Origin of the sequence: uncultured Limimaricola sp., from assembly GCF_964022235.1 — a bacterium.
Lineage (GTDB): Bacteria > Pseudomonadota > Alphaproteobacteria > Rhodobacterales > Rhodobacteraceae > Limimaricola.
The window spans coordinates 344,434-370,332 of record NZ_CAXHZL010000003.1; the positions used below are offsets into that span (position 1 = coordinate 344,434).

The 25,899-nt window shown below is 67.6% G+C and carries 25 protein-coding genes; 6 read left to right on the top strand and 19 right to left on the bottom strand.

Features of this window, described 5'->3' with window-relative positions:
• Positions 1-1,014, bottom strand: a complete 1,014-nt coding sequence (cobT, locus tag AADJ02_RS06310) for a nicotinate-nucleotide--dimethylbenzimidazole phosphoribosyltransferase (protein ID WP_341212142.1) — start codon at positions 1,012-1,014, stop codon at positions 1-3.
• 69 nt (positions 1,015-1,083) lie between these two features.
• On the opposite strand from cobT, the gene cobS reads away from it, so the two are divergent.
• Complete coding sequence (gene cobS, locus AADJ02_RS06315; protein ID WP_341212143.1) at positions 1,084-1,794, top strand: adenosylcobinamide-GDP ribazoletransferase; 711 nt, start codon at positions 1,084-1,086, stop codon at positions 1,792-1,794.
• Here cobS and AADJ02_RS06320 read toward each other — a convergent pair.
• Positions 1,791-2,480: a VCBS repeat-containing protein gene (locus AADJ02_RS06320; protein ID WP_341212144.1), complete on the bottom strand. Its 690-nt coding sequence runs from the start codon at positions 2,478-2,480 to the stop codon at positions 1,791-1,793. The two genes, cobS and AADJ02_RS06320, sit on opposite strands and share 4 nt — an antisense overlap.
• Entirely contained in the window at positions 2,480-2,803 is a 324-nt protein-coding gene (locus tag AADJ02_RS06325) for a 2Fe-2S iron-sulfur cluster-binding protein (protein ID WP_341212145.1), read from the bottom strand. The genes AADJ02_RS06320 and AADJ02_RS06325 overlap by 1 nt, the downstream gene beginning before the upstream one ends.
• Positions 2,804-2,990: 187 nt before the next feature.
• Between AADJ02_RS06325 and AADJ02_RS06330 the strand changes: the two genes are divergently transcribed.
• Positions 2,991-3,476 (top strand): peptidoglycan-binding domain-containing protein, encoded by a 486-nt coding sequence (locus AADJ02_RS06330; RefSeq protein WP_341212146.1) that lies wholly within the window; start codon positions 2,991-2,993, stop codon positions 3,474-3,476.
• A 68-nt stretch (positions 3,477-3,544) separates the two neighbouring features.
• Here the strand turns inward: AADJ02_RS06330 and AADJ02_RS06335 are convergent, their stop codons facing one another.
• From AADJ02_RS06335 to rpiA, 6 genes are all read right to left on the bottom strand, one after another.
• On the bottom strand, positions 3,545-5,068 hold the full coding sequence (locus tag AADJ02_RS06335; RefSeq protein WP_341212147.1) for a Do family serine endopeptidase: 1,524 nt from the start codon (positions 5,066-5,068) through the stop codon (positions 3,545-3,547).
• A gap of 169 nt (positions 5,069-5,237) precedes the next feature.
• Positions 5,238-5,432, bottom strand: a complete 195-nt coding sequence (locus tag AADJ02_RS06340; protein ID WP_341212148.1) for a DUF2065 family protein — start codon at positions 5,430-5,432, stop codon at positions 5,238-5,240.
• Positions 5,429-6,571: a protease modulator HflC gene (locus AADJ02_RS06345; RefSeq protein WP_341212149.1), complete on the bottom strand. Its 1,143-nt coding sequence runs from the start codon at positions 6,569-6,571 to the stop codon at positions 5,429-5,431. The genes AADJ02_RS06340 and AADJ02_RS06345 overlap by 4 nt, the downstream gene beginning before the upstream one ends.
• A 1-nt stretch (position 6,572) precedes the next feature.
• Positions 6,573-7,766 carry an FtsH protease activity modulator HflK gene (gene hflK / locus AADJ02_RS06350; protein WP_341212150.1) on the bottom strand — a complete coding sequence of 398 codons (1,194 nt, stop codon included), beginning with the start codon at positions 7,764-7,766 and terminating at the stop codon, positions 6,573-6,575.
• Positions 7,767-7,847: 81 nt separating this feature from the next.
• A complete protein-coding gene (locus AADJ02_RS06355) occupies positions 7,848-9,290 on the bottom strand; it encodes an FAD-dependent oxidoreductase (protein WP_341212151.1) in 1,443 nt (480 codons plus the stop codon).
• Positions 9,291-9,303: 13 nt separating this feature from the next.
• Positions 9,304-10,089 (bottom strand): ribose-5-phosphate isomerase RpiA, encoded by a 786-nt coding sequence (gene rpiA, locus AADJ02_RS06360; RefSeq protein WP_341212152.1) that lies wholly within the window; start codon positions 10,087-10,089, stop codon positions 9,304-9,306.
• A gap of 173 nt (positions 10,090-10,262) precedes the next feature.
• Between rpiA and AADJ02_RS06365 the strand changes: the two genes are divergently transcribed.
• A complete protein-coding gene (locus tag AADJ02_RS06365) occupies positions 10,263-10,964 on the top strand; it encodes a glutathione S-transferase family protein (protein ID WP_341212153.1) in 702 nt (233 codons plus the stop codon).
• 290 nt (positions 10,965-11,254) lie between these two features.
• Here the strand turns inward: AADJ02_RS06365 and AADJ02_RS06370 are convergent, their stop codons facing one another.
• Entirely contained in the window at positions 11,255-11,860 is a 606-nt protein-coding gene (locus AADJ02_RS06370) for a riboflavin synthase (RefSeq protein WP_341212154.1), read from the bottom strand.
• 148 nt (positions 11,861-12,008) lie between these two features.
• Here AADJ02_RS06370 and AADJ02_RS06375 point away from each other — a divergent pair, with 148 nt between their 5' ends.
• The 3 genes from AADJ02_RS06375 to AADJ02_RS06385 all read left to right on the top strand — a co-directional run bounded on the left by AADJ02_RS06375 (position 12,009) and on the right by AADJ02_RS06385 (position 16,640).
• Positions 12,009-13,295 (top strand): capsule biosynthesis protein CapA, encoded by a 1,287-nt coding sequence (locus AADJ02_RS06375; protein ID WP_341212155.1) that lies wholly within the window; start codon positions 12,009-12,011, stop codon positions 13,293-13,295.
• 211 nt (positions 13,296-13,506) lie between these two features.
• Positions 13,507-14,640 carry a polysaccharide biosynthesis/export family protein gene (locus AADJ02_RS06380; protein ID WP_341212156.1) on the top strand — a complete coding sequence of 378 codons (1,134 nt, stop codon included), beginning with the start codon at positions 13,507-13,509 and terminating at the stop codon, positions 14,638-14,640.
• 62 nt (positions 14,641-14,702) lie between these two features.
• The gene (locus tag AADJ02_RS06385; RefSeq protein WP_341212225.1) at positions 14,703-16,640 is read left to right on the top strand and encodes a capsular polysaccharide biosynthesis protein; all 1,938 of its coding nucleotides are present in this window, start codon (positions 14,703-14,705) and stop codon (positions 16,638-16,640) included.
• 16 nt (positions 16,641-16,656) lie between these two features.
• Here AADJ02_RS06385 and ribD read toward each other — a convergent pair whose 3' ends face one another.
• The 9 genes from ribD to AADJ02_RS06430 form a co-directional block, all read right to left on the bottom strand.
• Entirely contained in the window at positions 16,657-17,748 is a 1,092-nt protein-coding gene (gene ribD / locus AADJ02_RS06390) for a bifunctional diaminohydroxyphosphoribosylaminopyrimidine deaminase/5-amino-6-(5-phosphoribosylamino)uracil reductase RibD (RefSeq protein ID WP_341212157.1), read from the bottom strand.
• Positions 17,745-18,209, bottom strand: a complete 465-nt coding sequence (nrdR, locus tag AADJ02_RS06395; RefSeq protein WP_341212158.1) for a transcriptional regulator NrdR — start codon at positions 18,207-18,209, stop codon at positions 17,745-17,747. Before nrdR ends, ribD begins: the two co-directional genes overlap by 4 nt.
• Before the next feature lie 132 nt (positions 18,210-18,341).
• Positions 18,342-18,758, bottom strand: coding sequence for a secondary thiamine-phosphate synthase enzyme YjbQ (locus AADJ02_RS06400; protein ID WP_341212159.1), 417 nt, complete (start codon positions 18,756-18,758; stop codon positions 18,342-18,344).
• 3 nt (positions 18,759-18,761) lie between these two features.
• A complete protein-coding gene (locus AADJ02_RS06405; RefSeq protein WP_341212160.1) occupies positions 18,762-19,007 on the bottom strand; it encodes a hypothetical protein in 246 nt (81 codons plus the stop codon).
• A 129-nt stretch (positions 19,008-19,136) separates the two neighbouring features.
• Entirely contained in the window at positions 19,137-20,684 is a 1,548-nt protein-coding gene (rmuC, locus tag AADJ02_RS06410; RefSeq protein WP_341212161.1) for a DNA recombination protein RmuC, read from the bottom strand.
• Between the two features lie 133 nt (positions 20,685-20,817).
• Positions 20,818-21,207 carry a hypothetical protein gene (locus AADJ02_RS06415; protein ID WP_341212162.1) on the bottom strand — a complete coding sequence of 130 codons (390 nt, stop codon included), beginning with the start codon at positions 21,205-21,207 and terminating at the stop codon, positions 20,818-20,820.
• The gene (gene rpoD, locus AADJ02_RS06420; RefSeq protein ID WP_341212163.1) at positions 21,207-23,201 is read right to left on the bottom strand and encodes an RNA polymerase sigma factor RpoD; all 1,995 of its coding nucleotides are present in this window, start codon (positions 23,199-23,201) and stop codon (positions 21,207-21,209) included. The genes AADJ02_RS06415 and rpoD overlap by 1 nt, the downstream gene beginning before the upstream one ends.
• A gap of 157 nt (positions 23,202-23,358) precedes the next feature.
• Entirely contained in the window at positions 23,359-25,326 is a 1,968-nt protein-coding gene (gene dnaG / locus AADJ02_RS06425) for a DNA primase (RefSeq protein ID WP_341212164.1), read from the bottom strand.
• A 78-nt stretch (positions 25,327-25,404) separates the two neighbouring features.
• Positions 25,405-25,860 (bottom strand): nucleoside deaminase, encoded by a 456-nt coding sequence (locus AADJ02_RS06430; RefSeq protein ID WP_341212165.1) that lies wholly within the window; start codon positions 25,858-25,860, stop codon positions 25,405-25,407.
• Between the last annotated feature and the right edge of the window lie 39 nt (positions 25,861-25,899).

The following is a 25,899-nucleotide window of genomic DNA, read 5'->3' on the forward strand; positions in this document are numbered from 1 at the left end:
TCAGCCGTCGCTCACACCCGCTTCGGCAAAGCTCGCCATGCCCGAGTGGCAAGCCAGCGCCCCCTTCAGCACGCCGATCGCCAGCGCGCCCCCAGACCCTTCACCCAGCCGCAGCCCCAGCGACAACAGCGGCGCCTTGCCGAGCGCTTCGAGCAGCCGCGCATGGGCGCTCTCGGCGCTCTGGTGTCCGGCGACCGCGTGATCCAGTATACCAGGCGCCGCGCGGTGCAGCACCAGCGCTGCGGTGCTGCAGATGAAACCATCGAGGATCACCGGGATGCGGTGGTGGCGTGCGGCGAGGATCGCGCCCGCCATCGCCGCGATCTCGCGACCGCCAAGCTGGCGCAGCACTTCGAGCGGGTCGGTTTCGCCGTTGAGGCGGGCCACGCCTTGCGCCACAGCCTCAACCTTGCGCGCAAGACCCGGGTCATCGACCCCGGTGCCACGACCGGTCCAATCCTGCGCTATCCCACCCTCGAGCGCCATCGCGATGGCCGAGGCCGAGCAGGTGTTGCCGATGCCCATCTCGCCCGCCACCAGCAGGTCGGCCTCGGGGTCCACCGCCGCCCAGCCAACGCCCATGGCGGCGACCAGATCCGCCTCGGACATCGCCGGGCCTTCGACGAAATCCCCGGTTGGTCGATCGAGATCGATCGGATGGACCGTCATCGTCGCGCCGAAGGCTTGGGCCAGTTGGTTCACGGCGGCACCGCCCGCCTCGAAATTGCCGACCATCTGCGCCGTCACCGCCGCCGGAAAGGCCGAGACGCCGCGTTCCACCACGCCATGGTTGCCCGCGAACACCACCACCTGCGGCCGCGCCAGCCGTGGTCGCGCCGTGCCGCGCCAGCCCGCGTACCAGATCGCCAGATCCTCGAGCCGGCCCAAGGCGCCCGCGGGCTTGGTCAATTGGGCGTTGCGGGCCTGTGCAGCTTGGGTGGCGGCCGCATCTGCATCGGGCAGATCGCGCAGCCGGGCGCGCAGCCCAGCGAGATCGGAGAAGGGGGAAGTCATGCGTGTCCTCGTTGCATCGCGGCTCCCGCCTGCCTAACCCTAGGGGACAGGTTTTGAAAAGAGGTCCCCATGCTTCAGCCAATCCGCGCAGCTTTTGGACTTCTGACGCGTCTGCCGGTCCGCCCGGCTCCGGTGCAACCCGAGGGCGTCTGGGCCTTTCCCTTGGCCGGTCTCGCCGTGGGGGCGGTGGCGGGGATCGGATACTGGGCTGCGCTGGCGATCGGCCTGCCCCCCGGCCCGGCAGCGGCACTGGCCCTGACGGCGCTGATCCTGCTCACCGGCGGGCTGCACGAGGACGGGCTCGCCGATTGCGCAGACGGGCTCTGGGGTGGGTTCGAACGGGCCGGACGGCTCGAGATCATGCGCGACAGCCGGGTTGGCAGCTATGGCGTGCTGGCCGTCGGAACGTCGCTGCTGATTCGCTGGTCCGCCTTGGTGGTGGTCGGGCCTTGGGGCTTGGTCATCGCGGCGGTGCTGAGCCGGGCCGGAATGCTCTGGCCGATGATGCGGCTACCGCATGCCCGCGAAGACGGGCTGGCTCGGCTTTCGGGGCGACCTTCGGGGCGGGCGCTGGGGCTGGCTTGCGCCGTGGCCGCCCTGCTCGTGTTGCCGCTGGCAGGATGGAGCCTCCTCTGGCTTGCCCCGGCCGTGGCGCTGGCCGCACATTGCGCCACGACCTTGGCGCGCGCCAAGATCGGCGGTCAGACCGGCGACGTCCTCGGCGCGACCCAGCAACTGTCGGAGATGGCCGCCCTGTTGGTGCTTGCGGCGCTGGTCTAATCGTCGCAGTCGAGCGCGGCGCCAAAGCCTTCGGCGCCAAGCGCACCGATGTCGCGCGCCGAGAGGGCGTCGTCCGCAAGCCGCACCGCCATCACGCGCCGCCAACCTGCATCCGCAAGCACGAGCTCCAGACCCGATCCGCAGTCGCGTACCCCGCCCGAGATCTCCGCCTCGCCGAACCGATGGTTCGTCAGCCCCTCCAGCTCTGCCACCTGCTCGAGCGCGCCGTCCCGCATCCGCCAGACCCGCAGCACGCGGGCAAGGTGCGGCCGGTCGACATAAGCCAGTTCGATGCCGCCATCGCCGTCGAGATCTGCGGGCGGCAGCGGGGCGAGCCAGCGATGCGGGGTCCCGATGAATGGCGTCGCGGCCACGAGGCCCTCGGCCCCGTAGACCGAAAGCCGCGCGCCCTGCGCCGCGTCGGTTTCGACCACCACGGCCTTGAGGCTCCCGTCGCCCGTCACATCGGCAAGGCGCGGGGCGGTATCCTCGAAGACGCGGGTCTCCGGCAGGCGAATGAGACGGGTCTCACCGCCTTGCGTCACCATCTCCAGAGCGCCCCATTCCTCGGTCTCGCCAAAGACGCCATGCGCATAGCGCGAAGTCGGCTCGACGAACCGCGCCTCGGCGAGCCCTTCGGCCGCAGCGGGTGCGGCCATGAGAGTGAGGATCAGGGCGGTCCGCATCAGATCTGCCGCTCGGGCATCTTGACCTTGAGGCCGTCGAGCGCGTCGGACACCTTGAGCTGGCAGGTCAGCCGCGAACGGGTCTCGTCGGGCTCATAGGCGAATTCGAGCATGTCCTCTTCCATCGGGTCCTTGGCGGGAAGCTTCTCGACCCAAGCCTCATCGACATAGACATGGCAGGTCGAACAGGCGCAGGCACCGCCGCAATCGGCTTCGATGCCGGGAATGCCATTGTCGCGCGCGCCTTCCATGACGGTCAGCCCGTTGGCCACGTCGACGACATGCTCGGTGCCGTTGTGTTCGATATAGGTGATCTTCGCCATGTCGGACTCCTTCATTCGCGGTTCCGCTCTGTCTAGGCGAGGCATTCGCGGCGTGCCAGAGCCAAGGCGCGTCGCTCAGGCAGTTGTGTTGCGTCTTGCAAGACACGCCATGGCACAGCGGCAACCGGGTGCTTTCGGTGGGTCAGCGGGCAGTCTAGTCTTTGTCGGCAACCACCACCGGTGACCGATGTTCCGCCTCCTGCTTGCCTTGCCGCTCGTGGCCTGTACGGCCGCGGTGCCCGAGCTGCCCGCCTTTATGGAGGCCGAGATCCAAACCGACGCCCAGGGGCGCTGCTTTGGCCGCGACATCACCCCGGCGGTGATCGAAACCGTGCGCGAACAGATCCGCGAGCCGGGCGACGGCCCCGCGCGCTACCGCACCGTCGCGCGACAGCAGATCCTGTACGAGCGGCGCGAGGTGCTGTTCGAGACGCTCTGCCCGCCAGAGTTCACCCCCGCCTTCGTCGAGACACTGCAGCGCGCTCTGGTGACGCGCGGGTTTCACCCCGGACCGGTGACCGGACGGCTCGACCGGGTCACCCTCGACGCGGTACAGGCGTTCCAGCGTGGCAGTGGCGGACCCGACAGCCCGGTGCTGTCGCTCGCCTCGGCGCAGCGTCTGGGTATCCGGGCACTGAGCCAAGACCAGCTCGACATCATGAACCGCCGCTAAGGCCCTGACACCGCAGCCATGAAAAAGGGCGCCCGAAGGCGCCCTTTTGCGTTTCATCGATCAAGGCTTCACTCGGCTGCGTCGTCGAGCCCCAGCGCCACGAAGCGCGGATCGCCGCCCCGGCGGACCAGCAGCAGCAGCGACTTGCGCCCCGCCTCTCGGGCTTCTTCGACGCGTGCATCGAAGTCGGCCACGGTAGCAACGGGCTGCTGCCCGGCCTCGGTGATGACGTCGCCCGCGACGACGCCCTTTTCGGCGGCGTCGGAGGCCGGGTCCACGTCGGTCACGACGAGGCCCTCGGCGCCTTCGGGCAGTTCGAGCTGCTGGCGCAGCTCCGGCGTCAGCTCCGACAAGGTAAGGCCGAACATCTCGGTCTCGGCCGCATCCCCGGAGCCTTCGGCCGAGGCGGGCACGGCGGCATCGGCCTCTTCGCGACGGCCCAGCGTCACGGTCAGCTCGACGGTCTCGCCGCCGCGCAGCACCGTGACCGGCACCGCCTCGCCCACCGGGGCACGACCGACCATGCGCACGAGGTCACGCGTGTCGGGGACCTCCTTGCCGTCAAAGCTGGTGATCACGTCACCCGCCTCCATGCCGGCCTCCATCGCCGGACCTTCCGGCACGTCAGTGACAAGCGCGCCCGCCGCGGATTCAAGTCCTTCGATCGCGTCGACCATGTCGGGCGTCACGTCCTGGATGCGCACACCAAGCCAGCCGCGACGCGTCTCGCCGAACTCGCGAAGCTGATCGACCACCTCGGTCACCACCTCCGACGACATGGCAAAGCCGATACCGATCGAGCCGCCATTGGGCGACAGGATCGCGGTGTTCACACCGATCACTTCACCCGACATGTTGAACAGCGGGCCGCCCGAGTTGCCGCGGTTGATGGCAGCGTCGGTCTGGATATAGTCGTCATAGGTGCCCGACAGCGCCCGGCCACGGGCCGAGACGATGCCCGCGGAGACCGAAAAGCCCTGCCCAAGCGGGTTGCCCATCGCCATGACCCAGTCGCCCACACGCGCGCCTTCGCCGGTGCTGTCGCCGAACTCGACATAGGGCAGCTCGTCGGAGGACACCTTCAAAAGCGCGATGTCGGTGCTGGCATCCGTGCCGACAACCTCGGCGTCGAGCGTCTTGCCCGAAAAGAATTCGATCGAGATTTCGTCGGCACCCTCGATCACGTGATTGTTGGTAACGACGTAGCCATCGGCCGAGATCACAAAGCCCGAACCCAGCGCCGAAGAACGGCGCGGTGCGCTATCGCCACGTTCCTGAAAATCGCGGAAGAACTCTTCGAAGGGCGAGCCTTCGGGCACCATGCCCTGCGGTCCGGCGGGGGCCGAGACCATGGTCGAGGTGGTGATGTTGACCACCGCCGGGCTCACCTGCTCGGCCAGATCAGCGAAGGTCAGCGGACGGGCGGCATCTGGCGTGTCGGCCGTGCTCTGCGCCTCGGCATCCGGGGTCACGGCGGTATCTTGGGCGGCGAGAGGGGCCACCTGGCTCAGCCCCAATGCCGCGCCCAGCGCCAGCACCGAAACGGCGCGGACGGGGGTAACGAGGGACTTGATGGGGGTCTTGGCGTTCACGGGCACACTCCTGTTTCGTCCTGAGCGTCGGAGCGCGAGGCGAATGGCGGCTCCGGTCGGCGCAGACCATCAACCTAAGGAGCCGCTGGCGCAACTCAAGCCCCCGTCGCGATGCGTCAAAGCGGTGTGACAGGCTGTAACACGCGGCCGAACGGCGGCCGGGGCCCATTCAGAGTGTGGTTAGGCGGGCCATCCACAGCAGCGCCACGCCCAGAGCGAGCGTGACCAGCCCCGCCAGCCGTCGCTGCTCGGGTGTCATGTCGCGCAGGGTTTCGAGCATCTTTACAAGCAGCGAAGGGGCCAGCGCCCAGGCCAGCCCCTCCACCACGAGAACCAGGCCGAGGCCCAGCAGAATCGGCGTCACTGCGTCGCGACCCCAGCTTCGTCCTCAGGCAGGATGACCTGCGGCGTCAGCGCCTCGGCTTGACCTTCAGCCGCAGCATCGGCATCGGCCTGTGCGTCGATCTCGCCCTCTTCGGTCGAGAAGGTCACGGTGCCGTCCTCGCCCTGGCGGACCTGCAGGCTGTCGAGCCGGATCACCCCGGCATCGGCCTCGCCGGAGGCCGGCTCTTCTTCGAGACCGCCGTCAAGCGGGCCACGTTCGCGGGGCGGGGCTGGGGACACCCCTTCGGGCAGGTCGTCGTCGTAGAGGTAGTCGAAGAAGGCGCTGTCGGGGGTCAGCACCATAGTCGAGTTCGAACCCTTCAACGCGCGCTCATAGGCCTGCAGCGAGCGGTAGAAGTCAAAGAACTCGGCATCGGCACTGTAGGCCCCTGCGAAGATCGAGTTGGCCTCGGCATCGGCCTCGCCTCGGGTCACCTGCGCCTCGCGCTCGGCCTCGGACATGGTCTCGATCACGGTCCGGTCGGCCAGTGCGCGCACGCGTTGCGCCGCCTCGTTACCACGGGCGATCTCGTCGGCAGCCTCGCGCTCGCGCTCGGCCCGCATCCGGGCAAAGGTCGCATCGAGGTTCTGGCTCGGCAGGTTGGTCTGCTTGAGCCGCACGTCGACCACGTCGATGCCAAGGCCCTGCGCCGAGCGCTGCGCCTGTTCGCGGATCCGGTTCATCAGGGTCCGGCGGTCCGACGACAGGATCGTGTCCGAGGTCACCTGATCGGCACCGAGCACTTCGCGGATCTGCGCGTTGAGGATCGAGCTAAGCCGATCCTCGGCAGCGCGCACGCCGCCCACGCCGACAGCCTGACGGAACTGCACCACGTCCGAGATGCGGTAGCGCGCGAAGGCATCGACCACGAGACGGCGGTCGTCCGAGGGCGTCACTTCGATGGTGTCGGTGTCGAGCGACAGGATCCGATCGTCATAGGTGACGACTTCCTGGATCAGCGGAATCTTGAGCCCGAGGCCGGGCTCTTCCTTGACCTGGCGGATCTGGCCGAACTGCAGCACCAGCGCCTTTTCGCGTTCGTCCACGACGTAGATCGAGGACAGGATCACCGCGACGGCGATGACGAGGGCGGGAAGCAGGAATGCGGTCTTCTTCATCTCAGTTCCCCTGCCCGGTGGTGTTGGAGGACGCGGCTGCGCCCTGCTGGTTTTCGCCCGACCGGCGGCCCAGCTCGTTCAACGGCAGGAACGGCACGATGCCGGTACCGCCGCCCTGCCCGCCATTGGCGATCGAGGGGTCAAGCACCATCTTGTCGACGTCGCCCAGCACCCGCTCCATCGACTCGAGATAGAGCCTGCGGCGCGTGACCTCCGGCGCCTGCGCGTATTCGTCCTGCACCGCCGAAAAGCGGCTTGCCTGACCCAGCGCGTCGTTGATGGTCTGGGCGCGGTAGCCTTCGGCCTGCTCGACGGTCTGGGCGGCCTGACCACGGGCTTCGGCGAGCACGCGGTTGGCATAGGCATCGGCCTGACGCTGCAGGCGGTCGCGCTCCTGTTCGGCGGCCTGCACGTCGCGGAAGGCGTCGATCACCTCGGAGGGCGGGTCGGCGCGGTCGAGGTTGACCCGGACCACGCTGATGCCGCTCTCGTAGGCGTCGAGCGTCGCCTGGATCGATTCCATCGCCGTGTCGGCGATCAGGCCCCGGTCGCGGTTGAGGATCGGCGCGAGGTTCGAGGCGGCGATGATCTCGCGCATTACGGATTCAGACACCGCCTGCACGGTGAGCTGCGGGTCGCGGATGTTGAACAGGAACTTGGCCGGGTCCGACACGTTCCAGACGACCTGAAAGCCGATGTCGACGATATTGGCATCGGTGGTCAGCATCAGCCCGTCGTTGTCGCGCCCGATGCCGATATTCTCGGTCCGCTCGGAGGTGACGTTGACGACCTCATGCGTGACCAACGGCCAAGGCGCGAAGTTCAGACCCGGGCTGCCGGTGGAGGAATACGAGCCGAGGAACAGTTCGACCGACTGTTCTTCGGGCCGCACGGTGTAGAACGACATCACGCCCCACAGTACCAGCGCGCCCGCGGCGATGAGGCCGATGGTACCGCGCGACATGCGAAAGCCCGGGCCGCCGTCGCCGCCCGAGCCGGTGCCGCGATTGCCGCCGCCGCCCATGAGCACGCGAAGCTGCTCGCGGCCCTTGTTCATCAGCTCGTCGATCTGCGGGCTTTCGCCGGGCCGGCGCGGCCGCTGAGGGCCGCCGGGCCGCCTGTCGTCATCCCCGCCGCCGGTGGGACCGCGCCCGCCGCCGCCGCCGCCCCAGGGGCCGCCATTGTTTCCAGCCATGAAGCCACTGTTCCCTTTTTGGTTTTCCCCCGCGCCGGTTTCACCCGACACGCTTTGCATGTGTGCCCTAACGGGCCGTATTCAAGAACGACGCACCGGCTCGCGCATGGTAACGAGCTCTTCGGCCATGGTCGGATGCACGGCCACGGTGCGGTCGAAATCCTCCTTGGTCGCGCCCATCTTGACCGCGATGCCCGCCAGCTGGATCAGTTCGCCCGCCTCGGGTGCGACGATGTGACAGCCCAGGATCTTGCGCGTTTCGATCGACACCACGAGCTTCATCAGCACCCGATCGCTCGACCCGGCAAAGGACGTCTGCATCGGTTTGAACGACGAACAATAGACCTCGACCGGCTCGATCTCGCGCGCCGCCTCCTCGGTCAGGCCGATGGTGCCGAGCTCGGGCTGGGTGAACACCGCCGAGGGGATCAGCGCGTGATCCACCGGGGTCGGGTTGCCTTTGAACACCGTCTCGACGAACTGCATTCCCTCACGGATTGCCACCGGAGTGAGGTTCACCCGGTCGGTCACGTCGCCGATCGCATAGACCGAAGGGCAGCCGGTCTGGCTGTATTCGTCGACCTCGATGGCGCCACCACGCTTGAGCGTCACACCCGCCTCCTCCAGCCCGAGGCCTTCGGTGTTGGGCGTGCGACCGGTGGCGAAAAGCACCGCGTCATAGACCCGCTCGTCGCCATTCGTGGCCTTGACCCAGATCGGGCCTTCGGTGCCTTGCGCGGCCTCGGCCGTGCCGTTGCCACCTGCAGCGTCGGAGGCGGTGCCGCCGTGGCGCGCAGGATCGCCCGCCTCGCTCTCCGGGCACATCTCGACGACGTTGGTGCCGAGGTGCAGGTCGATGCCCCGCTCGCGCATCGAATCCGCGATCAGGCCGCGCGCCTCGTCGTCAAAGCCGCGCAGGATCTGCGCGCCGCGATAGAACTGCGTCACCTTCACGCCGAGCCCATGCAGGATGCAGGCGAATTCACAAGCGATGTATCCGCCGCCGACGATCAGGATCGATTTCGGCAGCGTCTCGAGATCGAAGATGTCGTCCGAGACCATACCCAGATGCGCGTTCGTCATGTCGGGCCGCACCGGCCGCCCGCCGGTCGCCACGAGGATGTGCTTGGCGGTCTTGCGGGTGCCGTCGGCCAGCTCGACCGTATGCGGATCGGCGAGCTTGGCACGAGCGTCGAACATCTCTACGCCCGAGCCGTCGAGCAGGCGACGGTAGACGCCTTCGAGCCGGTCCAGCTCGGCATGCAGCTTTTCGCGGAACGGGCGCCAGTCGAAGCGGCCCTCGCCGATCTCCCAGCCATAAGCCCGCGCCTCGTCGAGCATGTCGCCATAGCCTGAGGCATAGACCATAAGCTTCTTCGGCACGCAGCCGCGGATCACGCAGGTGCCGCCCATGCGGCTCTCCTCGGCCAGCGCCACGGTTGCGCCGGTAGCGGCGGCGGTGCGCGCGGCGCGTACCCCGCCCGAGCCGCCGCCGATCACGAAGAGATCATAGTCGAATGCCATAAGTCGGTCTGTCCTAGTCGGAAATATCGGTGAAGATGTTGTCGGAAGCGAGGAAATCGAACTGCGTCTCTTCCACCTCGCCATGCAGATCGTAGTTTTCAACCCGACCGTCGCCATGACCTATGATCAGCGCGTCGCAGATATCGACGAAGAGACCGTTTTCGACCACACCCGCGATCTGGTTGAGCGCGAGGCCGAGCTGGCGCGAGTTGCCGATACGGTTGAGGTGCAGATCGAGGATGTGGTTGCCCTCGTCGGTGCGCACCGGCGCACCGTCCTTCATGCGCAAGGCCACCTCGCGGCCCAACACGTCGAGCCCCACCAGCGTCTCCTCGACCAACACCTTGGTCGCCTGCCAGCCGAAGGGGATCACTTCGACAGGAAGCGGAAACGCCCCCAGCGTCCCGACCCGCTTGGTCGCGTCGGCAATCACGACCATGCGGTCGGAGGCCGTCGCCACGATCTTCTCGTGCAACAGCGCGGCACCACCGCCCTTGATCAGGTTCAGCTCGCCGTCCACCTCATCGGCCCCGTCGATGGTCAGATCGAGCCAGCCCGCCTGTTCGAGCGTCACGACCTCGATCCCGAGCTCGCGCGCCAGATCGGCGGTGCGGTGCGAGGTCGGCACGGCGCGGATGCGCAGCCCCTCGTCGCGCACCATTTCGCCGATGCAGCGCACCAGCCACTCGGCGGTCGAGCCGGTGCCGAGACCGACACGCATGCCGTCCTCCACAAGGCGGCTCGCCTGCTTGGCCGCAACGAACTTCGCCTTTTCAACGGGTGACAGGGTCTTGGCCATGCTGCGCCTCCTCGCGGGTCTTCCCCCAGTTATGGGCCCGGTTATAGGAAAGATGCCGCCGGGCCGCGAGGGGCAATCGACCCTTGGGTCCCCGCGTTCCCCCTTGCGCGGGTCGTGCAAGGATGGTCGCATCGATGCCAGCGGCCCCTGATTACGCCCCGAAGGATGTCCACATGACGCTACGGCTGCATTACGCGCCCGACAATGCCTCGCTTTGCGTCCGGCTGGCGCTCGAAGAGCTGCGGCTCGACTACGACACGGTGCTGGTGGATCGGCGCGCAAATGCGCAACGGGCCCCGGCCTATCTCGCGCTCAACCCGCATGGCATGATCCCGGTGCTGGAAACCGATGAGGGCCCGATCTTCGAGACGGCGGCGATCCTGCTGTGGCTGGCGGACCGGCACCGCGACCGCGCAGCGCTGATGCCCGCGCCCGATGCGCCCGAGCGCGGCCGGACGCTGGCTTGGCTGTTCTGGCTGTCGAACACGCTGCATCCGGCGCTGCGGATGCTGTTCTACGGCGGCGAGCACATCGCGCCTGAAATGGTCTTCGCGCTGCATGAACGGACGGCGCAGCGTACGCTGGACATGCTTGATCGACTGGAGACGGCGGCCCCCGCTCTTGGCGGCTGGCTCGGGGCCGAGCAGCCCTCCGCGCTCGATTGCTACCTTGCGCCGATGCTGCGCTGGTGTGCGCTCTACCCCGAAAGCGGCACCGGCTGGTTCGACCTGTCGCGCTGGCCCCAGCTGCGCGATGGGTTGGAGCGGTTCGAGGCGCGGCCTTCGGCCCGGGCAGCGATCCGTGCAGAAGGGCTCGGGGCGCACCCGTTCACCGCGCCGCGCCCGCCGCAGCCCCCGGAAGGGTCCGCCACCTGACCAACGCGACCGGACGCGACGTTGACGGCACAAGGGCCGCGGGCCTTTGGTGGCGCATTATGCGTGACAGGCCATCGGGACCAGTCGCGGTTCATGGAGACCGAAGGCGACATGAACTGAGCCGCCCGGACTTGCAAAGACCGTGACGGGAGGCATGCGGGATTTGAGTATTTCAGGAGCAAAGTAGCCCGAAGCGCACCATGCCACTTTACTCTCTCAAATACTCATGTCGCGACCGCGGCCATACGCGTGACGCTCGGGCTGAACCGCCTCGATCAAGGGCTCCGGAATCACGCATCCCAATCGCGCAGGCGGGCGACATAGCGTGCCATGGTGTCGATCTCGAGATTGATGAACTGCCCTTGGGCGATCTCGCCCCAGTTCGTCACCTCGCGGGTATGCGGGATCAGGTTCACACCGAACTCCATTCCCTCGACCTCGTTCACGGTGAGCGAGGTGCCGTTGAGTGCCACCGATCCCTTCGGGGCGATGAACCTTGCCAGCGCCTCTGGCGCGCGGAACCGCACCCGCAGGCTGTCGCCCTCGTCGCGGGTCGAGACCACCTCGGCCACGCCGTCGACATGCCCCGACACGATGTGCCCGCCCAACTCGTCGCCGACCTTGAGCGCGCGTTCGAGGTTGAGCCGCTTGCCCGGATGCCAGCCGTTGCGCCCGATGTTGGTGAGGCTCACCGTTTCGGCCGAGATCTGCACGTCGAACCAGTTGCGGGGCTCGCGGCCCAGCGCCACGACGGTGAGGCAGACGCCATCGCAAGCGATCGAGGCCCCGATGTCGATGCCTTCGGGGTCATAGGCGGTGGCGATGCGGGCGCGCAGGTCGCCTTCCTGCTCCACGGTGAGGACTTCTCCGACGTCGGTGATGATGCCTGTGAACATGGGCGCGCTCCTGTCTTGTCCGCCAAGACCTAGAGACGCGAGGCGGGCCGCACAATACCGCGCCCTTCCTCATGCCACCCGACCGCCATAAAAGGGTCCGACGTCTTTGCGAAACAAAAGGGATCGTCCCGTCAGAATGGCCCGCATCATGACCGATCCCGTGAACAGACGCTTCCTGTTCCTGCAAGGTCCGCACGGGCCCTTCTTTCACAGGCTGGCCCGGATGCTGCGCGCCGCCGGAGCGCAGACCTGGCGCGTCGGTTTCAACGCGGGCGACGCGGCCTTCTGGCACGACCGGTCGAGCTATATCCCCTATCGCGGCAGCGCCGATGACTGGACCGCGGCCCTCGAGGGGCTGTTCGACGAGCACGGCATCACCGACATCGTGCTCTATGGCGACACCCGACCCGTGCACGCCCGGGCGGTCGCGGCGGCGCAAGCGCGCGGGGTCTGCGTACATGTCTTCGAGGAAGGCTATCTGCGCCCTTGGTGGATCACCTACGAGCGTGGCGGCACCAATGGCCACTCACGGCTCATGGATATCGGCATCGACGAGATGCGGGTGGCGCTGGAGCGGTCGGACCCCGAGATCACCGAAGCCCCAGCGCATTGGGGCGACATGCGTCAACACGTGTTCTACGGCGCGCTCTACCACTGGTTCGTGCTGTTTCGAAACCACGCCTACAGCGGCTTTCGGGCGCATCGCGCATTGCCGCTCTCGACCGAAGCGCGGCTCTATACGACGCGGCTCTTGCTCATGCCCTTCCTCGCTCTCGATCGGATCGTGGCCACGGCCCGCATCCGCCACGGTGGCTATCCCTATCATCTGGCACTCCTGCAGCTCGAACACGACGCCAGTTTTCAGGCCCATTCGCCCTTTACCCGGATGTCGGAGTTCCTCGATCTGGTGATCGACGGCTTTGCCAAGGGCGCGCCGCGCCACCACCACCTCGTGTTCAAGGCACACCCGCTCGAAAACGGACAGGCGCCGCTGAAACGGATCATCCGCGACCTCGCCCGCGCGCATGGCGTCGAGGGGCGCGTGCATTACCTGCGCGGCGGCAAGCTGGCGCGGCTTCTCGACGCGGCGCGCACCGCTGTCACCGTCAATTCCACCGCGGCCCAGCAGGTGCTGTGGCGCGGCATCCCCCTCAAGGCCTTTGGCCGCGCGGTCTATTCCAAGCCCGACCTCGCCTCGACCCAGCCGCTGCCCGAATTCTTTGCCGAGCCGGTGCGCCCGGACAGGCGGGCCTATCGCGATTACCGTCGCTTCCTGCTCGAGACGAGCCAAGTGTCGGGGGGGTTCTATTCCTCGGCAGGCCGCAGGCGGCTGCTTCGACAGGTCGCCGACATGATGCTTGCGGCCGAAGACCCCTATGATGCGCTGCGCGCGGGCCGGGTCGCGCCGCGACAGCCCTTGCGCGCCCTACCCTGACGGGCGCGTCTCGCAAGCCACACCGCGGCGACCGACGCCGCGGCTTTGGCGCGCGGCAACTGGTCACCCCACACCCGGCGCGCTAGCCTTGCCCACAACGGGCAGACTCTGTCCAAGACCAACAAAGGCCGGCTCGATCCCACGGGCCGCAGGCAGACCGGCCCCGCACCGGGGCCACAGGCAGACAGGAACAGGTCGAGGAGACCGCGCAGTGACACCCCTCTCCAACCGCCTCGCACGCGGCGCGGCTCTCGTGGCCGCGGTCGCTCTCGTCGCCGGCTGCGGGCTCACCCCGCGTTCAGGCCCCAACAAGCGCGAGATCTTCGCGGGCTCGGTACTGCGGCAGGGCGACGCCTTTGTCGTGGCGGTAGATGACCGGGTGAACCGCATCGCGGGCGTCACCCCGGCGCTGGGCTTTGCCGCCGCCTTCGAGAACGCGGGCGTACTCGGCTCGGATACGATCCAGCCCGGCGATGTGCTGGGCCTGACGATCTGGGAGAACGTCGACGACGGGCTTCTGGTGCCGACGGGGCAGAACGCCACCGTGCTCGAAGAGGTGCAGGTCGACGGATCGGGCTTCGTTTTCGTGCCCTACGCGGGCCGGATCCGCGCCGCGGGCAACTCGCCCGAAACGATTCGCCGGATCATTAGCGAGAAGCTCGAGGCCCAAACCCCCGACCCGCAGGTGCAGGTGCGCCGTCTCGCGGGCGACGGCTCGACCGTGTCGGTGGTGGGTGACGTCGGCGCGCAGGGCGTCTATCCGATCGAGCGTCCGACCCGCACGCTCTCGGCGATGCTCGCCGCGGCCGGCGGCGTTACCGTGCGCCCGGAATTGGCTCAGGTCACCCTGACCCGTGGCGGCACCACGGGCGAGGTCTGGTTCCAGGACCTCTTCGAGCAGCCGCGCGCCGACGTGGCGCTGCGCGCGGGCGACCGCATCCTCGTCGAGGCCGACACCCGCGACTTTACCGCGCTGGGCGCCACCGGCACGCAGGATCTCGTGGCCTTCGAGAGCCGCAACATTTCGGCCATCGAGGCCATTGCCCGCGTCGGCGGCCTGAACCCGACGCTGGCCGATCCGACCGGTGTCTTCGTGTTCCGTAACGAACCCGCCGTCATCGCCAGCCAGATCACCGGCGTCGCCGATCTCGTCGGCACGCAGCGGGTGGTCTACGTTCTCGACCTCACCCGTCCCAACGGTATGTTCATGGCCCGCGATTTCGCGATCCGCGACGACGACACGGTCTATGTGACCGAAGCCCCGATCGTCGAGTTCGGGCGCGTGATCGGCGGTCTCACCGGGACGCTGACCACGACGCGCAGCGCCACGGACGCCGTGCGCTGAGCTTGGCCGACCGCGCCCCGCGTCGCCTTTACGTCTACAACGGCGGCCTGCTCGCGCGGCCCATGCGGGCGCGGCTGCGCGGAGCGGGATATGCGGTGCGCAGCGGCCTGCCTGGGCCGGACGAGTTCGTCGGTGTCTGGGGGGCCAGCCCCACGGCATGGCGCGGCACCTCCATCGCGGAACGGCGCGGCGCGCGAATCGTGCGGATCGAAGACGCGTTCCTGCGCTCGGTGCTGCCCGGTCGCGCCGGGGCACCCCCCTTGGGCCTTTTGATCGATCACGCGGGCGCGCATTTCGACCCCGCGCGGGCCAGCGATCTCGAGATCCTGCTTGCCACGCATCCGCTCGATGACACCGCCCTTCTCGACCGGGCGCGCGACGGCATGGCGCGGATACGCGCGGCCGAGCTTTCGAAATACTCCGGCTTCGATCCGGAGGGCCCGGTGCCCGAGCCGGGCTATGTGCTGGTAATCGACCAGACTGCCGGAGACGCGGCGGTGCGGGCGAGCCGGGGCGATCGCAACAGCTTTCTGGAGATGCTGTTCGAGGCGCGCGAGGCGCATCCCGGCGCGCGGATCCTCATCAAGACCCATCCCGAAACCCAGCAGGGTTTTCGCGCGGGTCACTTCCGCGAGGCCGATCTCGGCCCCGAAATAAGCTTTTGCGACGCGCCCGTGTCGCCGTGGCGGCTCTTGGAGGGGGCCATCGCGGTGCATGCCTTTTCCTCGCAGATGGGCTTCGAGGCGATCCTCGCGGGGCATCGCCCGGTGATCCACGGACAGCCCTTCTATGCCGGATGGGGCCTCACGGAGGACCGCGCGCCGGTGGATCGGCGGCAACGGCGGCTGACCCGCGCGCAAATCTTTACCGCCGCGATGATCCTTTATCCGCATTGGCACGATCCGCACATGGACCGTGCCTGCAGCTTTGAGCGCGCGCTCGACAGCTTTGAGGCCGAAACCCGCGCCTGGCGCGAAGACCGCATGGGCTGGGTCGCCAGCGGCATGCGGCTGTGGAAGCGGCGGCACCTGCAGCAGGGCTTTGGCACGCAGCGAGCGGTCCGCTTTGTCGATCCGCCGGATCGCGCCGCAATGGTCGCAGAGCGACAGGGCCGCCGCCTCATGGTTTGGGGCGACCGCGCAGGCCCGGAGGGCGCGGTGCGGATCGAGGACGGTTTTTTGCGCTCGCGCGGGCTGGGGGCTGCGCTGGTGCCGCCTGCCAGTCTCGGGCTCGACGACTTGGGCCTGCATTACGATCCCTCTCACGAGAGCCGGATGGAGCGACTGATCGCGGCCTCCGAAGCCCTGCCTGAGGCCGACCGGCGGCGCGCAGAACGGTTGGTAGCGCGGCTGCGCGCAGCGGGGGTGTCGAAATACAATCTCGCCGGTACGGCCCCGCCGGACCTGCCTGCCGGGCACCGGATTCTCGTACCGGGGCAGGTCGAAGATGACGCCGCGATCCGGCTTGGCGCGGGCGCGGTGCGCAGCAATCTCGGCCTGCTCGAGACAGTGCGCGCGGCCAATCCCGACGCGGTGATCCTCTACAAGCCGCACCCCGATATCGAGGCCGGTCTGCGGCCCGGCGCGGTGCCCGAGCCGCTGCGCTACGCCGATGCGATCCTTATCCGGGTGGACGCGCTCGAAGCACTCGAAGCGGTGGACGAGGTCTGGACCATGACCTCCGGCATCGGCTTCGAGGCGCTGCTGCGCGGCCTGCCCGTCACCTGTCTCGGCACGCCGTTCTACGCGGGCTGGGGGCTGACCCGTGACCTCGGGCCACCCTGCCCGCGTCGCCGGGCGCGCCCGGACCTCTTGGGCCTCGCGCATGCGGCGCTCATCGCCTGGCCGCGCTACTTCGATCCGGTGACCGGACGCCCCTGCCCGCCGGAACTGGCGCTGGACCGGCTTGCCGCTGGAGCGACCTCGCGCCGAGCGGGGCTGCGCACTCTGGCCAAGCTACAGGGTGCGCTCGCTTCGTTCGCTCCGCTTTGGCGACGCTGATGGCGCGATCTTCGGGTCAGCCGGGTCTACGCCAAACGCTCATCAGATCCGCCCCGACCCGTTCCTGCATGACCAATTCCAGACGTGGTGCATCGTGCAGCCGGTCGATCCCCATGGCAGCGAGCGCGGGCGTGCCTTCGGCGCCGATCGCGCAACCGGCACTGAACAGGACAAGCTCGTCCACCAGCCCGGCCACGAGCAATGAGGCCGCAAGCGCAGCACCGCCCTCGCAAAACACCCGCGTCAAACCTGCCGCTCCCAACGTCTCAAGAGCCGTCGCAACATCGACCTGACCATTCGATAGCGTGCAAGGCAGGCTCACCGCGCCCTGTGCCGTCCAAGGTGCGGGATCGACCGACGCCTCGTGACACAGCCAGAGAGGGATGGCCGCAGCACTGCGCGCAAGAGCGCCGTCCAGCGGCAGATCGAGCCTGCGCGACACCACCACCCGCACCGGTTGGCGGTCGATGCCAAGCCCACGCACCGTGAGCATCGGATCATCCGCCCGCACCGTGCCGCCCCCCACCATCACCGCGTCATGCCGCGCGCGCATCATGTGCACCCGTGCCCGTGCCTGCGGCCCGGTGATCCAGCGGCTTTCGCCAGTGCCGGTGGCGATGCGCCCATCGAGGCTGGTGGCGAGCTTGAGAGTGACGAAGGGCCGACCGCATTCGATCCGGCTCAGAAACCCCACCAGATCGCGCCGGGCCTCGGCCTCCATCAACCCCGTCTCGACCGCAATCCCCGCAGCGCGCAGACGCGCGATGCCGCGACCGGCGACACGCGGATCGGGGTCCGACGCGGCCACGACCATGCGTGCCACGCCAGCGGCTACAAGCGCGTCGGCGCAGGGCGGCGTCTGGCCGTGATGCGCGCACGGCTCCAGCGTGACATAGGCCGTAGCACCGCGCGCCAGTGGTCCCGCCTGCGCCAGCGCCTGCGTCTCGGCATGGGGTCTTCCGCCATCGGCGGTGCGGCCGCGCCCGACGATCCGGCCCTCGGCCACGATCACGCACCCGACGTTGGGGTTGGGCCAGACCCGACCCAGCCCGCGCCGCCCAAGCGACAGCGCCAGCGCCATGAAGCGCCGATCAAGCGCCGCGGTCACTTTCCGGCCGAGTTGGGACGAAGCTGGGACATGAAGCGATCGAAGTCGCCCACGGCCTGGAAGTTCATGTAGACGCTGGCGAACCGCACATAGGCCACGGTGTCGATCCGGGCGAGCGACTCCATGACGATCTCGCCGATCTTCGACGACGGAATGTCGGTGTCGCCCATGCTTTCGAGCCGCCGCACGATGCCCGAGATCATCTGGTCCATACGCTCGGGCTCCACGGGGCGTTTCTGCAGCGCGATGCGGATCGAGCGTTCGAGCTTGTCGCGGTCGAACTCCTCGCGCCGCCCGTTGGTCTTGATCACCACGAGATCGCGCAACTGCACCCGTTCATAGGTGGTGAACCGTCCACTGCACGAAGGACAAAAACGCCTGCGGCGAATGGCGGCGTGATCCTCGGCCGGGCGCGAGTCCTTGACCTGCGTGTCGACATTTCCACAAAACGGGCAGCGCATCCGGGTCCTCGTCACGTCTCTTGGGGGCCTGTGCCCACATTCCACCGTCAGTATAGGGGGATGCCCAAGAATTGGGTAGGGGTCGTGACCAGCACACCAGATAGCGCAGTACCCCTGTCGGAGGACGATACCTCAGCGCATAACACCGATCACCTCGCGCCGATGCGGGCGTGTCCGATGCTCGAACAGATAGATCCCCTGCCACGTGCCCAGCATCATACGCCCATCGATCACCGGGATCTGCAGGGAGGTCGGCAGCAGGGCCGCCTTGATATGGCCCGGCATATCGTCCGGTCCTTCATAGGTGTGAGTCAGGTAAGCCATGGAGGGATCATCCGTCGGCGGCACCAGCCTGTGAAAATACGCCAAGAGGTCGCTTTGCACCTCCGCGTCGGCGTTTTCCTGAATGAGCAGCGAACACGAGGTGTGTCGAACGAAGAGGGTCAGAAGCGCCTCATCTGGCGCTTCCCGTTGGATCCACTGCGCGACCTTGGCGGTGAATTCGATCAGGCCCGGGCCGCGCGTGTCGATCTCAAAGCGCGCGTGCAAAGCTCAGCCAGCGACGACGCAGCGCACGGAGGGGTTGTCGGCGGAACCGACAAAGACCTGCTCCAGCGTGGCGCGGCACTCGTCGAGTTCGGCAGCCGAAACTGGGATCTCGATCGCGCCGTCGAGGTCATATCGAGCGGCAGGTTCAGTCACGTCCGCAAAGCCTGCGGCCGAGGACAGGATCGGGGCAATGCCCATGAGCGGCATGGTCAGGGCAGCTGCGAGGGCGATGGCAATCGGCGTCTTCATGGCGGTGTCTCCCGTCTCGATCCTGCATGACCAACACGGGAACACGGAGAAGGTTTCGAATTAGTTTTCAAACGCCGAAAGACCAGTGGCACCACGGCAACACTCAGCCCTTGCGTGTGCCACCATGGCTTACTCGGCAGGCTCATGCCTGTCGAAGGCCAACTGTTCAGGCGCCTCGTCCTCGGCCTCGTCGAACTCCACACCGAGGCTCTTCTGGGTACGTGCCCCCATCGACTTGAGCTTCTCGATCTGGCCCAGCACGTTGCCCCGTCCGGACGACAGCTGCCCCATCGCGTCTTCATGCGCGCGACTGGCCGTGGCCAGCGCCCGGCCCACCTGATCCATGTTCCCGACAAAGCCCGCGACCTTGTCATAGAGCTTGCCTGCGCGATCCGCGATCGCCTCGGCGTTGCTCTCGCGCCGCTCGACGGTCCAGATGTGATCGACGGTCCGCAGCGTCACCATCAGCGTCGTGGGTGTCATGACGCCCACGCCCTTCGAGACCGCATAGGCCGTAAGGTCGCCCGTTTCCGACAACGCCGCCGAAAGCGCGCCCTCGATCGGCATGAACATCAGCACGTAATCGACCGAGCCGTCCTGCATCGCGTGGTAGCCCTTGGCGGCGAGCTGATCGATATGGCGGCGCACCGAGGCCACGTGCTCGCGCAGGTGACGCTTCCGCTCCTCTTCGGTCTCGGCGTTCACGGCGGCCTCATAGGCCACGAGGCTCACCTTGCTGTCGACCACGAGGTTCTTGCCACGCGGCATCTTGACCACCACGTCGGGCCGCCAACGCGCACCGGCCTCGTCGGTGCGGCTTTCCTGCACGGTGTAATGCGTGTCGCGCTCCAGCCCGGAGGATTCAAGAATACGCTCGAGGATCATCTCGCCCCAGGCGCCCTGTTTTTGCTTGTCGCCCTTAAGCGCGCGGGTCAGGGCCGCGGCCTCGGAGCGGATCGTCTCGGACTGCACGGTCAGCATCTCGATCTGCTTGCCCAGCCGTGCGCGTTCCTCGTCGGCCTTGCCGTGCACCTGCCGCAGCTCGGTCTCGAAGCGCGAAACATGGTCGCGAAACGGAGTCAGAAGTTCGGTGAGCTTCTGGGTGTTGGCCTTGGAGAAGTCCTCGCCCGTCTGGCGCAAGGTCTTCGCGGCCAGTTCCTCAAAACGGCGCGACATCTCCTCGCGCAGCTCCTTCAGCTCGATGATGCGCTTTTCGGCGGCCTCGATTTCACCCGTGCTGCGCGCCTGAAGGGTGGCGTGATCGGATTGCAGCTGCGCATGCCGCTCCTGCAGTTCCCGCATTTCGGCGGTGATGCCGGAAAGCTGCCCCTTGAGATCGTCGCGCGCCTGCTCCAGCCCGCGCTTGGCCTCCTCGAGCGCAGCCTTGGCCGAGCGCGTCTCGCCATGCGCCGCGTCGCTCTCGAACTGCGCCTTGCGAGCCGCCGTCAGCTCCTCCTTGAGCGCCGAAAGCTGGCGCTCGCGCTCCTCGAGCCGCGTGCGCTCTGCCCCGGCATTGCCACGCAGATCCTCAACCTCGCGGCGCCCGGCGTCCAGATCGGCGCGCAGCGCCGCAAGAATCGCACGCGCCCCCCGAAGACCGGTGAGGGCCGCGACGAGGGCGAGGAGCAAGACAAGGGCTGCGCCAAAGGAGACGAGCACGAGGGGATCGGAGGGCATGGGAACATCCTGGCTGGAACTGCACCGATGTTCACGGTTCGACCTTGATCCGTCAACCCGGCGTTGAAGCGCCCGACCGATCGGGAGCGACGGCGCGCCACCGGTCCGTCAGGACCCGGGCGCGTCGGTGCAGTCAGTCATCGAGATCGAGAGTTGGCAGGGACCGCCAGTCGTACTGGCGCACCCGCTCCTGCTCGGCGGGCACATCCTCGCGCGTCAGGCCCGAGGCGGCGTAATGGTCGTCGCTGAACGAGCCCTCGGAGGGCATCGGCGCGCCGCGCTCAAGGCTGTCCTTGCTGACCACGACGCAAGAGACGTTGGGCAGATTGTGCTCGGCGCAAATCGCCGCCGCCTCGTTGAGATAGCTGGCGAGGCCCTGACCGTTGACCTTGGACATGCCGAGCCGGTTGGCCAGCTCGGAATAGGTGATCGCGGTTTCGCCATCCTGCATGGCCTTCGCGACGACCTTGATCGTCGCGAAGGCGCGTTGGCGGGTGAGCGGCGTGATCCTGCGATGCGCCATCACTGGTCGAGGAAGCTGCGAAGCTTCCGGCTGCGAGAGGGATGCTTGAGCTTGCGCAGGGCCTTGGCCTCGATCTGGCGGATCCGCTCGCGCGTCACCGAGAACTGCTGACCGACCTCTTCGAGCGTGTGGTCGGTGTTCATGCCGATACCGAAACGCATCCGCAGAACCCGCTCCTCGCGCGGAGTGAGGGAGGCCAGAACGCGGGTCGTGGTTTCCTTCAGGTTTTCCTGAATAGCGGAATCCAACGGCAGGATCGCGTTCTTGTCCTCGATGAAGTCGCCAAGCTGGCTGTCTTCCTCGTCGCCGATCGGCGTCTCAAGGCTGATCGGCTCCTTGGCGATCTTCATCACCTTGCGAACCTTTTCGAGCGGCATCTGCAGCTTTTCGGCCAGCTCTTCGGGCGTCGGCTCGCGGCCGATCTCGTGCAGCATCTGGCGGCCGGTGCGGACCAGCTTGTTGATCGTCTCGATCATGTGCACTGGGATACGGATGGTGCGCGCCTGATCGGCGATCGAGCGGGTGATCGCCTGACGGATCCACCAGGTCGCGTAGGTCGAGAACTTGTAACCGCGACGATACTCGAACTTGTCCACGGCCTTCATCAGGCCGATGTTGCCTTCCTGAATGAGATCGAGGAACTGCAGGCCACGGTTCGTATATTTCTTGGCGATCGAGATCACGAGACGCAGGTTGGCCTCGACCATCTCCTTCTTGGCCTGACGAGCTTCCTTCTCACCCTTCTGGACCTGCTGGACGATGCGGCGGAATTCGCCGATGTCGACGCCGACATACTGGCCGACCTGCGCCATCTCGGAGCGCAGCTCCTCGATCTTGCCGGCCGAACGCTCGAACAGCGCCTGCCAGCCGCGGCCCGGCTTTTCTGCCATCCGCTCCATCCAGGTCGGATCGAGCTCGGCGCCGCGATATTCGTCGATGAACTCGCGGCGGTTGATTCGGGCCTGATCGGCGAGCTTCACCATCGAGCTGTCGATCGACATGATCCGGCGGTTGATGCCGTAGAGCTGGTCGATCAGCGCGTCGATGCGGTTGTTGTGCAGGTGCAGCGAGTTCACCAGCACCACCAGCTCCGAACGCAGCGTCTGGTACTCGGTCTCGTTGGCCTTAGAGAAGGTCGAATCCTCGTTCAGCGTCGCCGACATGCGCGCGTCCTGCATGTCGGACAGGCGCGAGAAGTTCTCGGCGATGGTGTCGAGCGTCTCGAGCACGCGCGGTTTGAGCGCGGCCTCCATCGCGGCGAGCGACATGTTGTGCTGCTCGTCGTCCTCGTCATCGTCGTCGTTGTTGCTGATCGGGTTGCCGTCAGCATCGAGCTCAGAGCGGCCTTCGGTGCTGCGCTCGCCCCCGGCGGCAGGCTGCGCGGCACCGGGTGCGACCACGGACTCGTCGCCTTCTTCCTCGCCCAACTGGCCCGAGAAGGTGGTTTCGAGGTCGATCACGTCGCGCAGAAGGATGTCTTCGGACAGCAATTCGTCGCGCCAGATCGTGATCGCTTGGAAGGTCAGCGGGCTCTCGCAGAGGCCCGCGATCATCGTGTTGCGACCGGCCTCGATGCGCTTGGCGATGGCGATCTCGCCCTCGCGGGACAAAAGCTCGACCGAGCCCATTTCGCGCAGATACATGCGCACCGGGTCGTCGGTACGATCGAGCTTTTCGGCCTCGGCACCCGCCAGCGTGACGTCGCGGTTGCCGCCCACCGTGGCGACTTCGCGCGAACTGCCGTCGTCGGACTCCTCGCTCTCCTCGGCCTCGGTCACCTGGATGCCCATCTCCGAGAGCATCGACATGACGTCCTCGATCTGGTCGGACGAGACCTGATCGGGCGGCAGCACCTGGTTGAGCTGGTCATAGGTAATGTAGCCGCGCTCACGCGCTTCGGAGATCATCTTCTTGACCGCCGCCTGGCTCATGTCGAGCGTCATCGCCCCGTCCTGGTCGTCGTCCTTGCGGTCGTCGGTGTCTTTCGCGGCCATGAAGGGCTCCTCGTTCGGTGAACGTCCTGTCCAGCGCCGGGCAGTGATTCGGACTGTCCGAATCAACCCGCAAGGGCGGCGATTCGCAACCTCCCAACGCCCGATTCTTTCATGCATTCGCAACATCCGCCGCCGAATCGGTGCGACGGGCTGCGTCTCAGCCGCTCTTGGACCCGCCCTTGCCAAAGGCGATGGTCCCCAGAAGGGCGTCGAATTCGGATCTTTCGTCGCGCCGCATCGGTGCGCCGTTGGTCCCGTATTCGTATTCGGTCGTGTCTTCTCCGTCGCCGCGCCCCGCCTTGTCGAGCGCCTCGGCGGCGCGCGACAGACGCCACGTCAGCCCCTCGTCGCTCAGCCCCGACAGATCCTCCACCGCCTCGGCCAACTCGCGGGCATGGCCCCGGCGCGCATCGAGCTTGGCCAGTTCCTCGGCCAGGCACATGCGGGCGAGATCGGCGTCGCCGGGTTTGCGAACCGCCGGGCTGATCGCCACATGGCGTTGTGAGAACAGGGTTTCAAGGGCGTCCTGCCCAAGCCGTGCCTCAAGTGCGCCGCGCAGATCGGCGGCGTGATGACACGCGAGGATGCCATGCGCCAGTGCCGCGTGATCGCGATCGCGGCAGTCCATCCGCTCCAGCGCCGGCTCGAACTCGTGCAGCACCTCGGGCGTGGCGATCAGCGTCGCAAGGATTACCGCCTCGCGCAGGTGATCCTCGACCACCCCGCCGGTGGCAAGCATCGAAGCGCGCGCCGAAGAGCTGGGGGCGAGAGGCAGCTGGTTCGGCTTGAAGAAGCCACCGCGCCCGCCCCGGTCGATCCGGGTCGGACCGCTCTGGCGCCGCGGGTTGAACAACTCCCACTTCAGGCGCTTCAGCTCGGCCTCGTAATGCCCGCGCAGGTTTGGCTCGCGAATCAATGCCGTCGCGTCGCGCAGCCGCTTGTCGAGGGCCGCGCGCCGCTCGGGGCTGTCGAAGTCGTGCCCGTCTGTCTCGCGCTGCCACAGCAGCTGCACCATGGGCTGCGCCTGCGCCACCACTTCGCGCATCGCCGCCGCCCCCTTGGCGCGGATCAGGTCGTCCGGGTCGAGGCCCTCGGGCAAGAGTGCAAAGCGCAGCCCCTGCCCCGCGCCGATCAGCGGCAGAGCCAGATCGATGACCCGGCGCGCGGCGCGCAGGCCCGCCGCATCCCCGTCGAGCGCGATCACCGGCTCGGGGTGGACGCGCCACATCAGCTGTAGCTGGCTTTCGGTCACGGCGGTGCCCAAGGGGGCCACGGCAGCCTGCAGGCCGGCCTCCGACAGCGCGATCACATCCATGTAGCCCTCGGCCACGACGAGCGGCGCGCCCTTGCCCGCCGCTTCGCGGGCGGGAGCAAGGTTGTAGAGGCTGCGCCCCTTGTCGAAGAGCTCGGTCTCGGGGGAGTTGAGATACTTGGCCCGCGCATTGGGGTCCATCGCCCGGCCGCCAAGGGCGATCGCGCGGCCCCGCCCGTCGCGGATCGGAAAGATGATGCGTCCGCGAAACCGGTCATAGACCGCGGCGCCGCCCTCGGGCCGCGCGGCGAGACCGGCCGCGAGGATCATTTCCTCGGGGATGCCCTTGGCCTTGAGCGCGCGGCTCAGCGCCGCGCGGTCGTCGGGGGCAAAGCCCAGCTCCCAGCGGGCCTGCGCCTCCTCGTCGAGGCCGCGCCCCGCGAGGTAGTCGCGCGCCGCGCTCGCGGCGTTGGTGCGAAGCTGCATGCGGAACCACTGCACCGCCTGCTCCATCACCTCGATCAGCTCGCCGCGCCGGTCGGCCTTCTTTTGCGCCTGCGGGTCGCGCTCGGGCATCGGCATCCCGGCTTCGGCGGCGAGGATCTTCACAGCGTCGATGAAATCGACGTTTTCGGTCTCACGTACGAAGGAGATGGCATCGCCCTTCGCGTGGCAGCCAAAGCAGTAATAGAAGCCCTTGCGATCATCGACGTGGAAGCTCGCCGATTTCTCCTGATGGAAGGGGCACGGGGCCCAGAAGTCGCCCTTGCCCTGGTTCGACTTCTTCATGTCCCACGCGACCTTGCGCCCGACCACTTGGCCGAGGCTGAGGCGCGTGCGCAATTCTTCGAGGAAACCGGGGGGCAGACTCATGCGCACAATATCGGGCCCTCGCGGCCCCAAGTCCAGAACCCCGCCCCGGTGCGACCGATCAATTCTTATGCGCGGCGCCTAGGGCTGTCGAAGCCCCGCGAAGAAGCGGCGCAAGAGCGCCTCGGAGGCCCCCGCCGCGATGCCGTCGAAGACCTCGGGCCGATGGTGGCACTGCGGGTGCGAGAACACCCGCGGGCCCTGTTCGACGCCGCCGGACTTGGGGTCGGCCGCCCCGTAATGCAGCCGCGCGATGCGGGCGAAGGAGATGGCGGCGGCGCACATCGGGCACGGCTCCAACGTCACCCAGAGCGCGCAGCCGGTCAGCCGCTCGGAGCCCAAGGCTGCGCAGGCCGCACGGATCGCCAGCGCCTCGGCATGCGCCGTGGGGTCATGCAGCTCGCGCGTGCGGTTGCCCGCCTGCGCGATCACCGCGCCCGAGGCATCGGCCACTACCGCGCCCACGGGTACCTCGCCGCGCAAGGCGGCGGCGCGCGCCTCGGTCAGCGCGAGGTCCATGTGGGAATGAAACCGCATGATCCCTGATGCCCCGTGTCGCGCGGCGCTGGCAAGGGC